Consider the following 15,419-nt stretch of genomic DNA (forward strand, 5'->3'; position numbering starts at 1 on the left):
CCCCTGGCCACCTCACCGCGTCAACGGTGCAGGGCCGCCGACCTCGACGCTGAGGCCTAGGCCTTGACCTGCGGTGAGGCCGTCTCCCCGCCGGGAGGCGTCGGCGAGGAGACCGCTTCTGCCTCGATCTCGTCGAGTTCCTCGAAGGCGTAGGCCGACTCGGCGTGCAGCTCGTGGTCCAGGCCGTTCGTCTCGACCTCCTCGGTGATGCGGAACCCGACGATGAGGTCGATGATCTTGGCGATGACCCAGGTCACGGCGAAGGAGTAGAGCATGACGCCGACGACCGCGATGGTCTGGACTGCCAGGAGCCCGATGCCGCCGCCGTAGAAGAGGCCGTCCACACCGCCGGTCACACCCGCGGCCAGGAAGCCGAGGACGAGCGAACCGATGATGCCGCCGACCATGTGGATGCCCACGACGTCGAGCGCGTCGTCGTACTTGAACTTGAACTTCCAGCTGATGGCGTAGGCGCAGACGGCACCGGACAGGGCACCGACGGCGATCGCGCCGAGGGGGGTGACGTTCGCGGCGGCCGGGGTGATGGCCACCAGGCCGGCGATGGCGCCGGAGGCGAAGCCGAGCGCGCTGACCTTGCCGTAGCGCAGGCGCTCGACGAGCATCCAGGCGCCGGTGGCGGCGGCGGTGGCGACCTGGGTGTTGACCAGGGCCAGGGCGGCGGTGCCGTCGGCGGCGTAGGCGGAACCGGCGTTGAAGCCGAACCAGCCGAACCACAGGAGCGCGGCGCCCAGCAGGACGAACGGAAGGTTGTGGGGACGCATCGACTCGGAGCCGAAGCCCTTGCGGCGCCCGAGGACGAAGGTCAGCGCGAGCGCTGCCGCGCCGGCGTTGATGTGGACCGCGGTACCGCCGGCGAAGTCGATGACCTCGTATCCGCCGATCGTCAGGCCGCCGACCCAGCCGTCGCCCCAGACCCAGTGGGCGACGGGGAAGTAGACGAGCAGGGCCCAGACCGGAGCGAAGAGCATCCAGGCGCCGAACTTGGCGCGGTCCGCGATCGCGCCGCTGATGAGGGCCACGGTGATGACCGCGAACATCATCTGGAAGCCGGCGTCGACGAGCAGCGGGTAGCCGCCGGCCCCGTCGGCCGCGGGCTCGATCTCGCCGATCAGGCTGCTGAGCCCGACGTAGTCGAAGCCACCGATGAAGGCGTTGAGCGGGCCCCCGTCGGAGTAGGTGAGCGAGTGGCCGACCAGGACCCAGAGAACGCTGACGATCGCGATGCTGGCGAAGCTCATCAACATCATGTTCAGGACGCTCTTCGCCCGGGACATGCCTCCGTAGAAGAAGGCCAGGCCCGGGGTCATGAGCATCACGAGTGCTGCGCTGATGAGCAGCCACGCCGTGTTGCCGGTGTCAATCATTGCGTCGCCTCCATAGGACGGACGGGGGATTGTGTCTGTGAGGGCGGCAGTCAGCGAGCGCATCATCGGGCCCGATGCAGATCACCACGCAGGCAACCTTCCGACCGGGGTGTTTCTCCTCGGGGCCCGAAGTGTTGCGCGGGGGTAAAAGGACAGCCAGAAGTGTTAACGCACCATGAACCGAACCCCCAGCACGCCCGAACGCACGTGCACCGGCACAGAGCGACCCCCACCACATGAGCGGAGAGCGATCATCAAGGCACCCTCAGTCAGATCTCACGTCCATAACGGTGGCACCGTCAAGTAGGCGGCATTCCGTGTTTCACCGGCATGTCGATCGTATGAAGTGGATCACACCAGCGGTGATGCCGGGAAACGCCCGCGTTCGCACCGTGTGAACACGGCTGTGGCCGGGCACCCGCTCGGGTGCCCGGCCACGTTCTCCGCCCTCCGCCCTGCGGGCGGACCGGTCTCAGCCCAGGATGGCGTCCACGAAGACCTCGGGGTCGAAGGGCGCCAGGTCGTCGGGGCCCTCACCGAGCCCCACCAGCTTGACCGGCACACCCAGCTCCCGCTGGACCTGCACGATGATGCCGCCCTTGGCGGTGCCGTCCAGCTTCGTCAGCGCGATACCGGTGACGTTCACGACCTCGCCGAACACGCGGGCCTGGCGCAGGCCGTTCTGCCCGGTCGTCGCGTCGAGGACCAGGAGCACCTCGTCGACCTGCGACTTCTTCTCCACGACACGCTTGACCTTGCCCAGCTCGTCCATCAGGCCGGTCTTGGTGTGCAGGCGTCCCGCGGTGTCGATGATGACGGTGTCGGCGCCCTCCTCGATGCCGCGGGAGACGGCGTCGAAGGCCACGCTCGCCGGGTCTGCGCCCTCCTCCTTGCGTACGACCGGAGCCCCCACGCGGCTGCCCCAGGTCTGGAGCTGCTCGGTGGCGGCGGCGCGGAAGGTGTCCGCGGCGCCGAGGACCACGCTGCGCCCGTCGCCGACCAGGACGCGTGCCAGCTTGCCGGTGGTCGTGGTCTTGCCCGTGCCGTTGACACCGACCACCATGATCACGGCGGGACGGTCGCCGTGGGGCTCGGTGCGCACGGTGCGGTCGGCGTCGGTGCGGAGCTGCGCGAGGAGCTCCTCGCGCAGCAGGGCGCGCACCTCGTCGGGGCCGCGGCTGCCGAGCACCTTGACGCGGGTGCGCAGGCTCTCCACGATCTGCGAGGCGGACGTCACACCGATGTCGGCGGTGATGAGGGTGTCCTCGATCTCCTCCCAGGCGTCGTCGTCCAGGGTGTCGGAGGAGAGCAGGTTGAGCAGCCCTTGACCGAAGGAGCTCTGCGACCGGGCCAGCCGGGCGCGCAGGCGCACCATGCGTCCCGCGGAGGGGGGCGGGGTCTCCAGCTCCGGCTCGGCGGGCGGGGCCGCCGGGGTCTCCGGCGGAGCGTGCGAGGGAGGCGTGCGGACGGTCCCGGAGTCCCTGTCCCGGTCCTCCTCGACGGCGGTCGCCCCTGCGGCCCCCGTGGTCTCGGGTCCGGGTTCCTCCTGGCCCGGTTTGACCCGGCTTCGGATCCTGACCAGGAAGAACCCGCCGACGGCCAGGAGCGCGACGACGATGACGATGACAGCGATCAAGGTGATGTCCATAGCGTGCACCAGTCTCCCAGAGTGTTCGACGCATTCGCGTCACGACCGTGTGGCATGCCGGGCACGAACGGCCCGGTAGGTCCGGCGCAGAGGGTGTGGGGCCCCTCCTGGCGAGTCTCAGGTGCCTCGGTGGCGTGTGGTGCGCAGGATGAGGACGAAGAAGGGCGCGCCGAGGAAGGCGGTCACCACGCCGATGGGCAGCTCGGCCGGCGACACCAGGGTCCGGGCCACGATGTCCACCGCGACCAGGAACGCTCCGCCGAACAGCACTGTCACCGGCAGGATCGCACGGTAGTTGGAGCCCACCAGCCGACGCACGACGTGCGGGACGACGATCCCCACGAAGCCGATCAGGCCGCTCACCGACACCGCGGCGGCCGTGGCCAGCGACGCGGCGCTGATCACCACGATGCGCACCGCGGCCGGGTTCAGACCCAGGCTGACGGCCTTGTCGTCGCCCAGGGCGAGCATGTCGAGCAGGTAGCCGGAGAGCAGGAGGACGACCAGGCCGACCACGGCGTAGGGGGCGATCAGCCGCACGTCGTTCCATCCGTCCCGGCCCAGGCCGCCGAGCAGCCAGGCGTAGATGCGCTGGAGCTGGTCGACCCCCAGCTGCTGGACGAGTGTCTGGGCCGCGGAGAGGAAGGAGGACACGGCGACCCCTGCGAGGACGAGGGAGGCCGTGCCCCCTCCGCCCGCCGTGGAGCCGAGCAGGTAGGCGGCGGCCACCCCGAGGAGCGCCCCGACGAAGGCGGCGACGGGGACCAGCGCACGGGGGGAGTCGCTGAAGTCCTGCCCGAAGACCATGACCAGGGTCGCGCCGAGCCCGGCCCCGGCCGCGGCTCCGAGAAGGAAGGGATCGGCGAGCGGGTTGCGGAACACACCCTGGTAGGCGCCGCCGGCGGTGGCGAGGAGTGCGCCGACGATCGCGCCCATCACCACGCGGGGCAGGCGAAGCTCCACGAGCAGGGCCGCCTGCCGCTCGGTCAGCGGGGACTCCACCCCGAGCGGCAGGAGGCTGAGGAGGTGGCGGACGATATCGGCTGCCGACAGGGAGGCGGCTCCGGCGGAGATGCCGAAGAGGCCCGCCGCGACCAGCGCTGCCAGACCGACGGCGGCCCATCCGACGGGGAGGCCGGCACCGCCCTTCACGCTAGCGTCCCGCGTTCTCGGTGACGGCCCCGCCGACCAGCTCGGCGAACTCGACGACGCGCGGCCCCCAGCGGGAGGCGACGTCGGCGTCGAGCAGGTGGACGGCGTCGTTCTGGACGGCGGTGACGGTGTCGAAGGCCGGACGCCCCGCGACGTCGTCGACCGTGGACTCGTCACCGTAGGACAGGAAGATCAGGTCGGGGTTCTCCTCGACGATGTACTCCTGGGACAGCTGCGGGTAGCCGCCCGCGGAGCCGTCGTCGGCCGCGTCGGCGATGTTGACCAGACCGAAGGACTGGTAGATCTGCCCGACGAAGGTCTCGGAGGTGGCGGAGAACGAGGTCTCGTCGAGCTCCTGGTAGAAGGTCAGCCCCGCCCCGTCGGCCGCGTCGCACACGCCGTCGACGACCGCGTTGAACTCGGTCTCGACCCGGTCCGCCTCGGCGTCGGCCTCGGCGGTGCGCCCGGTGGCGTCTCCGAGCAGGCGGATCTGCGCGTAGGTGTCCTCCAGGCCCATGGCGGCGTCGATGACGAGGGTGGGAATGCCCACGGTCTCCAGCTGCGAGGCGGTGTCCTCGGCGCTGCGGGCGAGGACGACGAGGTCCGGGTCGTACTCGGTGACGGCCTCGACACTGGGCTCGAAACCGCTCAGCGCCGTGGTGGGGGCGTCCTCCGGGTAGTTGGAGTACTCGTCGGCGGCCTCGACCTGGTCACCCGCCCCGATGGCGAAGAGCATCTCGGTGTGGCTCGGCGACAGGGAGACGATCCGCTCGGGCTCCTCCTCGACGGTGAGGTCGCCGGTGGCCCCGGTGACGGTGACGGGGAAGGTGCCGTCGCCCACCGCGGGGCGGTCGGGGTCGGCCTCGGGGGCGCCGCAGGCGACGGGCGCGGCGTCGGTCGTCGGTTCGGCCTCGGGCTCACCGCCGTCCGCCCCGCTGCCGCAGGCGGTCAGGGCGAGGGTGGTTCCGAGGAGGAGGACGGGAATTCGGCGTGCGATCCGCACGGTGCTCCTTGTGGGGTGGGGGAAGGAGCACGGTCCTGGCGGAGACTGCCTGTCCTTCCCACGAGGACGGGTACGTCGATGCCGTGAGGCGACCTGGCTCGTCCCCGCCGGACGGGGCTTCACAGTTGCGGGACAGCGCCGGATTGGGCGGCCTGGTGTGGCCGCGGTACCGGACTTCGCTCCTTCGACACCGGACAGGCCGCCCGGAGGCGGCCCGACGATCCCAGCCTACTCGGCTCCACCCGGACCCTCGCTGGCGACCCTGAGCCCACCCTGACCTGCGCCTTCTCTAAAAACGGACCGGGCCACCCCGGAACGGGGGGAAGAAAGAGAACCCCGTACCACAATGCTTTTCATCCCATTGGAATAGAAAAAGCAATGTATGTCCGTTTATGAACCTCAAGCGAAACATCAGCAACTAGTGACACTTGATAACGCCATGTGGCCATATTGAGTCTTCGCGAACATTGACACTTTCATGGCACACGGCAATGATCTCGTTGCTATGCGCGCCGATCAATCGAGTACGGACATGAAGCGGCGTATCCCCCTGAGCACCACTTTCATCCCCAGTGGGGTACTCCGCTCCCCCGGTGTCCAGCGGCGTGCACCGAGAAGGGAAGTGTTGACAAGGTGGTACCCCACCGATCACGCCTGGCAGCGCTCGCCGGGTTGACACTCGTAGCGGGCCTCGCCGCCTCCACACCGGCGAACGCCGACGAGGTGTCCGAGCTGGCCCCCCTCCATCCCGCACCCTCCTCCGAGAACGGTGAATTGACCCACCAGGCCAACGGCCTGTGGTTCATCGAGTTCGAAAGCCCACCCACCACCGGGGGAACCTCCTCCGCGCGGGTGGACGGAGAGCACGAGGACTTCCGGGCCGAGGCGGAGGAGCACGGCCTGGAGTACACCGAACGGCATTCGTTCAGCGAACTGTGGAACGGTTTCTCCGTCGAGATGGACGACACCCAGGTCGGCGCCGCGCGGGAGATCCCCGGCGTGAGCGCCATCTACCCGGTCGTCACCTACCAGATCCCCGAGACGAGCGAGAACGTCCCGGACCTGAACACCGCCCTCCCCATGACCGGCTCCGACATAGCCCAGAACGAACTCGGGCTGACAGGCGAGGGGCTCCGGGTGGCCATCATGGACACCGGGGTCGACTACACCCACCCCGACCTGGGCGGAGGCGGATTCCCCGGCGACCGCGTGGTCGTCGGCCACGACTTCGTCGGCGACGACTTCAACGCCGGCGACCCCGCCTCCGTCCCCGTCCCCGACGAGGACCCCCAGGACTGCAACGGGCACGGCACACACGTCGCCGGGATCGTCGGGGCCGAGGGCGAGGTCACAGGAGTGGCGCCCTCCGTCGAGTTCGGCGCCTACAAGGTGTTCGGCTGCACCGGGTCCACCACCTCCGACATCATGATCGCGGCCATGGAGCAGGCCCTCGCCGACGACATGGACGTGCTCAACATGAGCATCGGTTCCTCGCACTCCTGGCCGCAGTACCCGACCGCCGTCGCCTCCGACAACCTCGTCGACGAGGGCATGGTCGTGGTCGCCTCCATCGGCAACTCAGGAGCCAGCGGCCTGTACTCGGCGGGCGCCCCCGGCCTCGGCGAGGACGTGATCGGCGTCGCCTCCTTCGACAACACCCACATCCAGGCCGCGTCCGTGACCGCCAATCCCAGCGGCGAGGAGCTGGCGTACATGGAGATGGGCGCGGCCGAACCGCCACCCACCTCCGGTGAGACCGACGAGCTCGTCCACGTCGGCAGGGGATGCACCGCCCTGGGCGACGAGGTCGCGGACGTGGAGGGCAGGACGGCCCTGATGGTGCGCGGCGAGTGCACCTTCGCCGAGAAGTACGACGCGGCCCTCGCCGCGGGCGCCACCGGCGTCGTCATGTACAACAACGTGGCCGGCATGTTCGCCGGCGGCGGCATCGTCGACCAGGGCGCGTTCTCCATCGGTGTCTCCGACGAGGCCGGCGCCCACCTGCTGGAGCTCCTGGAGGGCGACGAGCCCGTCACCCTCACCTGGACCGGCGAGGACATCACCATCCCCAACCCGACCGGCGGGCTGATCAGCTCCTTCAGCTCCTTCGGCCTGGCCGCCGACCTGGCCCTCAAGCCGGACATCGGCGCACCCGGCGGACTGATCAACTCGACCTACCCGATGGACCAGGGGGCCTACGCCACCATCAGCGGCACCTCCATGTCCTCCCCGCACGTGGCGGGCGGCGTCGCGCTGCTGTTGCAGGCGCGCCCGGACCTGGACTCGCACGAGGTGCGCACCGTCCTCCAGAACAGCGCCGACCCGAAGCACTGGTGGGGCAACCCCGGTCTGGGCCTCTCCGACAACGTGCACCGCCAGGGCGCGGGCATGCTGGACGTCCCCGGCTCCGTGCTCGCCGCCACCACCGTGACCCCCGGAAAGCTGTCCCTCGGGGCCACCGATGAGGCCGTGACCGAGACGGTCACCATCACCAACGACAGTGGCGAGGAGGCCACGTACGAGCTGGCCCACGAGGCCGCCCTGGGCACCCACGGCGACACGTTCGCGCCGGGGTACAACGACGGCTCCGCCGGGGTGTCCTTCGACAGCGACTCGGTGACCGTCCCCGCCGGAGGGTCCGTGGAGGTCGAGGTGACCGTCACCCCGCCCGCCCAGGACTTCGAGCAGATGATCTACGGCGGGTACGTCTCCGTGACCGAGACCGGCGGGGAGACCTACCGGGTGCCGTACGCCGCCTACAACGGCGACTACCAGCAGATCGAGGCGATGACCCCGATCACCGACGGGTCGGGCCAGGTCGCGGACCTGCCGTGGCTGACCAGGATCACGGAGTGCGAGGCCTTCTCCGGCCTGGACTGCGCGAGCGCCGACGGCGGCACGTTCGAGAACCAGCCCGAGGGCGCCACCTACACCATGGAGTGGGCCGACGGCCTGCCCGACGTCCCGTACGTGATCGCGCACTTCGACCACCACGTCACCAGGCTCGACATGGTCGTCATCGACGAGCGCACCGGCCGCCCCGTCCACCCCGACCGCAACCTGGGGGTGTCGGTGGACTACGTGCACCGCAGCGCGACGAGAACGTCGTTCTTCAGCTACCCGTGGGACGGCACGGTCGTGGACAGCCACGGCCGGATCACCGACGTGAGGGACGGCTCCTACCGGCTGGAGGCCCGCGCGCTCAAGGCGCTCGGCGACCCGGACAACCCCGACCACTGGGAGACCTGGACCTCCCCGGTCATCACCATCGACCGCGGGTAGCCCCGCACGCGCCACGGGGCCGTCCTCCCTCCGGGGAGGGCGGCCTCCGCCGTGCCGACGGCTCTCAGGCCGAGCCGCCGCCCCGCCGGCGCCGCTCCAGGTGTACGCGGAGGTCGTTCTGCTCGTTGATCTCCGAGACGGCCCTCTGGTGGGTGTGGTGCACCAGGCAGACCAGGGCGGCCACCGAGACGGCGATGACCGCCACCATCCCCGCCAGGGCCCAGAAACCGCCGTCCATCCGCCATCCCTCCTCACGACCGTGGGGATGCTACTGGAACGCGGAGGGGCGTGCGTGGCCGGAACCGGCCTCAGGCCGGGCGCACGAGTTTCTGGCTGATGACCTGCGAGATGCCGTCGCCCTGCATCGTGACGCCGTACAGCGCGTCGGCGGCCTCCATCGTGCGCTTCTGGTGGGTGATGACGATCAGCTGCGACGAGGACCGCAGCTCTTCGAAGATCACCAGCAGCCGCTGGAGGTTGGTGTCGTCCAGCGCGGCCTCGACCTCGTCCATCACGTAGAACGGCGACGGGCGGGCCTTGAAGATCGCCGCGAGGAAAGCCACCGCGGTCAGCGACCGCTCTCCGCCGGACAACAGCGACAGCCGCTTGACCTTCTTGCCGGGGGGCCGGGCCTCCACCTCGATACCGGTGGAGAGCATGTCCTCGGGCGCGGTGAGGAGCAGCCGCCCCTCACCCCCCGGGAACAGGCGTCCGAAGATCGCCGCGAACTCGCGTTCCACGTCCAGGTAGGCGGAGGCGAACACCTCCTGCACGCGGGCGTCGACCTCCTGGACGATGTCCATCAGGTCGCGGCGGGTCTTCTTGAGGTCCTCCAGCTGCGCGTTGAGGAAGGCGTGCCGCTCCTCCAGGGCCGCGAACTCCTCCAGCGCGAGCGGGTTGATCTTGCCCAGCTGGTTGAGCTGGCGCTCGGCGGCCTTGGCCCGTTTGGCCTGGACCTCGCGTACGTAGGGCAGCGGCACGGCCTCCTCGCCCGCGTCGGCGGGCGGCGGGACGGGTACGCGCGGCCCGTACTCGGCGACGAGGGTGGGCACGTCGACACCCATCTCCTCCATCGCCTTGGTCTCCAGCTGCTCCAGGCGCAGGCGGCGCTCGGCGCGGGCCACCTCGCCGCTGTGCGCCGAACTGGTCAGCTTCTCCAGGTCGACGGACAGCTCGCGGACCCGGGCCCGCACGGTCCGCAGCTCGCCGTCGCGCGCCTCCTTCTCGGCCTCGGCGACAGCCCGTTCGTTCTCCGCGGCCGCCAGGGAGACGGCGATCCGCTCCAGGGCCAGCCGGGCGCTCTCGGCGACCGCCTCCGCGATGGTGGCCTGCGCAACACGGCTCCTGCGGCGCTCGACGGCGCGCTCCATGGCGCGGCGCTCCTCGAAGGCCTGGGCGCGCAGCTGCTCGGCGCGCCCCGCGATCGACCGGGCCCGCTCCTCGGCGGTGCGTACCGCCAGGCGGCGCTCCATCTCGGTGGCGCGGGACCGTGAGGCCTGGGCGGCGAGCTCGTCCCGGGTCTCGGCGTCGGGGGCGTCCTCCTCGATGGAGGCGGCGACCTCCTCGGCCTCGGCCAGTTCCTCCTCCATCCGCGCCAGTTTCGCGGCGTCCTCGCCGCGCGCGGCCGAGGACCTGGCTGCGGCCGCCGCGTACCGCTCGGACTCCGCCTCGGCCGAACGCGCCTGGCCGCCGAGCTTGCCCAGCCTCTGGGCCGACTCGTTGCGCTTGCGGTCGCTCTGGCGGCGGCGGGCGGTGAGCTCGTCGGCCTGGGCCGCCAGGTCGGCCCGTTCGCGCTTCTTGGCCTCCAGGTCGGCGGCGATCCGCTTGGCGCTCTCGGTGGCCTCCTCCAGCCTCTCCCCCGCCTCGTCCACGGCGGCCTGGACCTCAAGGAGGCTGGGCGCCCCGGCGGAGCCGCCCTGGACCAGACCAGCGGTGAAGAGGTCGCCCTCGGGGGTGACGGCGCGGACCCCGGCCAGGGTGGTCACGAGTTCGCGGGCCGCGTGGACGTCGGCGGCCAGGGCCGTCCGGTCGAGCAGCGCGGTGACGGCTCCGCTCAGGTGGTCCGGGGCCACGACGGCGTCGACGGCGTAGCGCACACCCGGGGGCAGGGCGGGCCAGGAGTGGCGGGGGACGGAGGACACGGCGTCGGCGACGACGATGCCCGCGCGGCCCGCCTCCTGGGCCCGGAGGAGTTCGAGTGCGGCGACGGCCGTGTCGGGGGACTCCACGGCGACGGCTCCGGCCGCGGCGCCGAGGGCGGCCGCCACGGCCGTCTCGTTGCCGGGGTCGACCTGGACGAGGGCGGCGAACCCGCCCAGCACTCCGGGCAGGTCGGAGCCCAGGAGGGCGCCTGCGCCGTCCTTGTGCGCCAGGCCCAGTTCGAGGGCCTCCTTACGCGCGAAAAGCGCGGATCGCTCGCCCTCGGCGGTGCGCTCGGCGTCACGGAGCCGGTTGAGCTCGGTGTCGGCGGCGGACAGCTGGCGGGCCGCCAGCTCCTGCGCGGAGTCGAGTTCGGCGTCTCCCTCGTCCAGCCCGGCGGACTCCTCGGCGGCCATCTCGTACTCGGCCTGCGCCTGTTCGGCGCGCTCGGCGGCCTGCCGTGCGGACTCCTCCAACCGTGTGGTCTCGGCCTCGTTGGAGGACAACCGTCCGCGCAGTCCCTCGACCCGGGCGGACATCCGGACGAGGCCCTCGCGGCGTTCGGCGGTGGCGCGGGCGGCCGCCTCCAGGCGCTTCTCCTCGCGGTGCAGCGCGTCCTCGGCGGCCGACCGCTCGGTGACGGTGGCCTCCAGGGCCTCGCGGGCCTCCTCCAGGCGGGTGAGGAGTTCCTCCTCCTGGGCTGCGGCCTCCTCGGCCTCCGACTCCAGTTCTTCGGGGTCGCGGCGGTGGACGGGCTCGTCGGCGACGGCGGCCAGGTTGCGGTGGCGCTCGTTGGCGAGGCCGCGCACGGCGTCGAGCCGTTCGGTGAGGCGGGACAGCGCGTGGTAGGTCTCGGAGGCCCCGGCCAGGGCGGGGGCGGCGGCGGTGGCCTGCGCCTCCAGTACGGCCTCGCGCTCCTGGGTCTGGGTGAGCGCCGTCTCCGCGGCCCGACGGCGGGTGAGGACCTCCTTCTCGTCGGCTTCCTCCTTGGCGAGCTGCTCGGTGAGGGCGACGATGTCGTCGGCCAGCAGCCGCAGGCGCGCGTCGCGCAGGTCGGCCTGGATGACGGCGGCCCTGCGGGCGAGCTCGGCCTGGCGGCCGAGCGGCTTGAGCTGGCGGCGCAGCTCGGCGGTGAGGTCGGTGACGCGGTCCAGGTTGCCCTGCATCGCGTTGAGCTTGCGGATCGCCTTCTCTTTGCGCTTGCGGTGCTTGAGGATGCCGGCGGCCTCCTCGATGAGGGCGCGGCGCTCCTCGGGGCCCGCGTGCAGGACGGTGTCCAGCTGGCCCTGGCCCACGATGACGTGCATCTCACGGCCGATGCCGGAGTCGCTGAGCAGGTCCTGGATGTCGAGGAGGCGGCAGGTGTCGCCGTTGATGGCGTACTCCGAGCCGCCGTTGCGGAACATGGTCCGCTTGATGGTGACCTCGGAGTAGTCGATGGGGAGCGCGCCGTCGGCGTTGTCGATGGTGAGGCTGACCTCGGCGCGGCCCAGCGCCTGGCGGGTGGAGGTACCCGCGAAGATCACGTCCTCCATCTTGCCGCCCCGCAGGGACTTGGCCCCCTGCTCCCCCATCACCCAGGAGAGGGCGTCGACGACGTTGGACTTGCCCGAGCCGTTGGGGCCGACCACACAGGTGATCCCGGGCTCGAAACGCAGGGTGGTGGCCGACGCGAACGACTTGAAGCCGCGCAGCGTCAGATTCTTCAGGTACACCCACACCTCCCACGGCGCTCACCGGCCTTGCACGGCACGACCATCCAAGGGTGCCACGAAGCGGTGGCTGTGGGGGGTGGATTCGAGCAGACGCCCCCCGCTGGAACAGGCCGCTGACCAGGGCCAGCGCCACAGCGGGGAAGGGGGGATGTCCGGCGGACACGGAGGGTTGCGAAAGGGCCCGCCGGGTACAACGGTAAAGAAAGCCGCAACGGAAAGGAAAATCCGCGGTAGGTGGTCTGTCGCCGGGACCGTGGCCGTCGACGGGCTCCTCAGGGACGCCTGCATCACGCGTTGGGCGTCCCCGCCGGTGAACAAAACACCTCGGAACCGGTCAGGCTGCCGTCCGGCACGTCAGCGCTGCGGGTCAGGCGAGCGCGGGCTCACGGTCGGTCGCGCTGGAGGCGACGTCGGTGACGGCCATGTTGAGCTGGTCGTTCTGTGCCTGAAGACGGCTGATCTCGTCCTCAAGGTCGCGTACCCGCTTCTGCAGCCGTCGCATCTCCGAAACCATCCGGGGGTCGGAGCCGCCGACGTGGCCAAACAGAGCCTTCGCCATGATGTAGGTCCTCCACACTGAGTGACCAGTGGATTCTGCGCATGCGATGTCCCGCGGGATTCTCAACTGACGTTGTCTTCTACACGGGTGGAAGGTTGCGCGGTGTGCCTTCCAGAGTCTCACTCTGCGCGCCACTGGTCAAGATTGGATTACGACAGTACGTAACGACCACAACCCGGCCAGAGACGATCCGGGCACGTGGTAGCGCACGATCCGAACGTGACGACCCCGGCTCCGCCGAAGCGCGCGGGACGCCTCACGGCACCGCGCGATGATCGCCCCACACCCCCTGAAACCCTTGCCACGAACCCTCTGGGCCGCCGCGGTTCCACGGTGTGCTCGAATCGCGTTACGCCTCCAGCATACTCACCGCTCGACGAAACCGGTGAACCTGCCCCCAGCCGGGGCCCAACGTTCGACCACGGAGTCCACACGACCGGGTGTACCGCCGCCCCGGAGATGGTCAAGAAGGCGTTGGCAGGCAACCTCGGGGCCCTCGGCGACCACCTCCACACGACCGTCGTCGAGGTTCGTGGCGGCTCCGCGGAGCCCGAGTTCGAGCGCACGCGAACGTGTCCACCAGCGAAAACCCACTCCCTGGACGCGTCCTCGCACCCAGGCGGTCATCCGCACGGGTGCGGTCTCGTTCCCCACGGGCCAACCTACTTCCTTACCTGAAAGACAGAGTTTCCTCACTGACACGCCCAAGGCTCGGCTCCCCGGAGGTCCGGATTCCCCCCGGAGTCGGGCAAGAAAGGCCCCGGATGCCCCCCGGCGGCGCCCACCGTGTCCGTCCACGCGCCCAGGCCCCTCAGGAACGCGGACGCGGCGGCTTCTGGCAGCGCGGACAACTGTAGGAGGAGCGGTTCATGAACGCCTCGCGCACGATCAATGCTCCGCACCGGCCGCAGGGGCGGTCCAGCCGCCCGTAGGCGTTGAGCCCGCGCTCGAAGTAGCCGCTCTCACCGTTGACGTTGACGTACAGGCCGTCGAAGGTGGTGCCGCCCACCTCCAGCGCCTCGGTCATCACGTCGCGCGCGTGACCCAGCAGCTCGTTCGCCCGGTCGGCGGACAGCCCTCGTGTGGAACACGCCCAGTGCAGGCTGGACCGCCACAGCGCCTCGTCCGCGTAGATGTTGCCGACACCGCTGATGAGCGACTGGTCCAGCAGAGCACGCTTGACCTCGGTGTTCCGCGCACGCAGCGCCCTGACGAACGCCTCCGGGACGAACCCCGGGTCCAACGGGTCCAGGGCGATGTGGTCCACGGACGACGGCACGTCCACGAGCGCACCCGGCACGTCCACCATGACGTGACCGAAGGTCCGCTGGTCGACGAAGCGCAGCTCGGTGCCGTCCGAGAGCGGCAGGCGCACGCGCAGATGCCGCTCGTCCGGCTTGCCCGCCGGCTGGACCAGCATCTGCCCGCTCATCCCCAGATGGGTGAGGAGCATCTCACCGCTGTCCAGGACGAGCCACAGGTACTTGCCGCGCCGACGCACCGCGGTCGGTACCCGGCCCGCCAGGCGGGCGGCGAAGTCGGCCGCGCCGGGCGCGTGCCGCCGTACCGACCTGGGGTGCAGGACCTCGACCGCGCCGATGGCGCGGCCGACCGCGTGTTCCGCCAGTCCGCGGCGGACGACCTCGACCTCGGGGAGTTCGGGCATGGCCTGCTCAGCTCCGGCCGTCGCCGGGGGACGCGTCCCCGGCGGTCTCGGCGGCGCGGGCGTCGGCGCGGGCCCTGATGGCCTTCCACGCGGACTCGGCGGCCTGCTGCTCGGCCTCCTTCTTGCTGCGTCCCTCGCCCAGGCCGTAGCTCTCCCCGGCGACGCGGACCGTGGCCCGGAAGGTCTTCTGGTGGTCGGGGCCGCTCTCGTCGACGTGGTACTCGGGGACTCCGAGCATCTCGGCGGCGGTCAGCTCCTGGAGGGAGGTCTTCCAGTCCAGGCCGGCGCCCAGCCCGGACGCGGTGGCGATGAGCGGGTCGAAGAGCCTGTGCACGAACTCCGACGCCACGTCCAGGCCCCGGTCCAGGTAGACCGCGCCGATGATGGCCTCAAGGGTGTCGGCGAGGATCGAGGACTTGTCCCGGCCTCCGGTGCCCTCCTCGCCCCGGCCGAGCCGGATGTACTCGCCGATGCCCAGACCCCGTGCGACGTCGGCGAGTGCGCGCATGTTGACGACGGCGGCCCGCAGCTTGGCGAGCTGCCCCTCGGGCAGGTCGGGGTGCTTGCGGAAGAGGGTGTCGGTCACCACCAGGCCGAGCACGGAGTCGCCGAGGAACTCCAGGCGCTCGTTGGTCGGCAGACCGCCCTTCTCGTAGGCGTAGGAGCGGTGGGTCAGGGCCCGGAGCAGGATCTTCGAGTCGACCTCGACCCCGATGGCCCGCTGGAACGCCCTGGCCTCGGAGACGGAGAGTTGGCTAGCCACTCGTTCACTTCCCTGTTCGTACGCGCCGGGGAACGGCGCGCGGACGGCTGGAGTCGGGTGCGGACCCCGCGGCCCGTCCAGGGTGCTCGAAAACGAGGTGACCGTCG

The 15,419-nt window shown here is 70.8% G+C and carries 11 protein-coding genes; 1 reads left to right on the plus strand and 10 read right to left on the minus strand.

Annotation, left to right across the window (positions count from 1 at the left end; genetic code table 11):
- Nucleotides 1–56: 56 nt before the first annotated feature.
- The 4 genes from ACFWTE_RS05315 to ACFWTE_RS05330 form a co-directional block, all read right to left on the minus strand.
- Nucleotides 57–1,385 (minus strand): ammonium transporter, encoded by a 1,329-nt coding sequence (locus ACFWTE_RS05315; RefSeq protein ID WP_378778084.1) that lies wholly within the window; start codon nucleotides 1,383–1,385, stop codon nucleotides 57–59.
- Between the two features lie 472 nt (nucleotides 1,386–1,857).
- Nucleotides 1,858–3,033 carry a signal recognition particle-docking protein FtsY gene (gene ftsY, locus ACFWTE_RS05320; protein ID WP_378778085.1) on the minus strand — a complete coding sequence of 392 codons (1,176 nt, stop codon included), beginning with the start codon at nucleotides 3,031–3,033 and terminating at the stop codon, nucleotides 1,858–1,860.
- 117 nt (nucleotides 3,034–3,150) lie between these two features.
- Nucleotides 3,151–4,185, minus strand: coding sequence for a FecCD family ABC transporter permease (locus ACFWTE_RS05325; protein ID WP_378778086.1), 1,035 nt, complete (start codon nucleotides 4,183–4,185; stop codon nucleotides 3,151–3,153).
- Between the two features lies 1 nt (nucleotide 4,186).
- A complete protein-coding gene (locus tag ACFWTE_RS05330) occupies nucleotides 4,187–5,188 on the minus strand; it encodes an ABC transporter substrate-binding protein (RefSeq protein ID WP_378778087.1) in 1,002 nt (333 codons plus the stop codon).
- A gap of 633 nt (nucleotides 5,189–5,821) precedes the next feature.
- Between ACFWTE_RS05330 and ACFWTE_RS05335 the strand changes: the two genes are divergently transcribed.
- Entirely contained in the window at nucleotides 5,822–8,470 is a 2,649-nt protein-coding gene (locus ACFWTE_RS05335; RefSeq protein WP_378778088.1) for a S8 family serine peptidase, read from the plus strand.
- Nucleotides 8,471–8,534: 64 nt separating this feature from the next.
- Here the strand turns inward: ACFWTE_RS05335 and ACFWTE_RS05340 are convergent, their stop codons facing one another.
- From ACFWTE_RS05340 to rnc, 6 genes are all read right to left on the minus strand, one after another.
- Nucleotides 8,535–8,708: a hypothetical protein gene (locus ACFWTE_RS05340; RefSeq protein ID WP_378778089.1), complete on the minus strand. Its 174-nt coding sequence runs from the start codon at nucleotides 8,706–8,708 to the stop codon at nucleotides 8,535–8,537.
- Between the two features lie 70 nt (nucleotides 8,709–8,778).
- Nucleotides 8,779–12,324 (minus strand): chromosome segregation protein SMC, encoded by a 3,546-nt coding sequence (smc, locus tag ACFWTE_RS05345; protein WP_378778090.1) that lies wholly within the window; start codon nucleotides 12,322–12,324, stop codon nucleotides 8,779–8,781.
- 367 nt (nucleotides 12,325–12,691) lie between these two features.
- Entirely contained in the window at nucleotides 12,692–12,883 is a 192-nt protein-coding gene (locus tag ACFWTE_RS05350) for a hypothetical protein (protein WP_378778091.1), read from the minus strand.
- 366 nt (nucleotides 12,884–13,249) lie between these two features.
- Nucleotides 13,250–13,510 (minus strand): acylphosphatase, encoded by a 261-nt coding sequence (locus ACFWTE_RS05355; protein ID WP_378778144.1) that lies wholly within the window; start codon nucleotides 13,508–13,510, stop codon nucleotides 13,250–13,252.
- A gap of 184 nt (nucleotides 13,511–13,694) precedes the next feature.
- Nucleotides 13,695–14,549 carry a bifunctional DNA-formamidopyrimidine glycosylase/DNA-(apurinic or apyrimidinic site) lyase gene (gene mutM, locus ACFWTE_RS05360; protein WP_378778092.1) on the minus strand — a complete coding sequence of 285 codons (855 nt, stop codon included), beginning with the start codon at nucleotides 14,547–14,549 and terminating at the stop codon, nucleotides 13,695–13,697.
- Nucleotides 14,550–14,556: 7 nt separating this feature from the next.
- Nucleotides 14,557–15,312 carry a ribonuclease III gene (gene rnc, locus ACFWTE_RS05365; protein ID WP_378778093.1) on the minus strand — a complete coding sequence of 252 codons (756 nt, stop codon included), beginning with the start codon at nucleotides 15,310–15,312 and terminating at the stop codon, nucleotides 14,557–14,559.
- Between the last annotated feature and the right edge of the window lie 107 nt (nucleotides 15,313–15,419).

The organism is Nocardiopsis sp. NPDC058631, assembly GCF_042716955.1.
Taxonomy (GTDB): Bacteria; Actinomycetota; Actinomycetes; order Streptosporangiales; family Streptosporangiaceae; genus Nocardiopsis.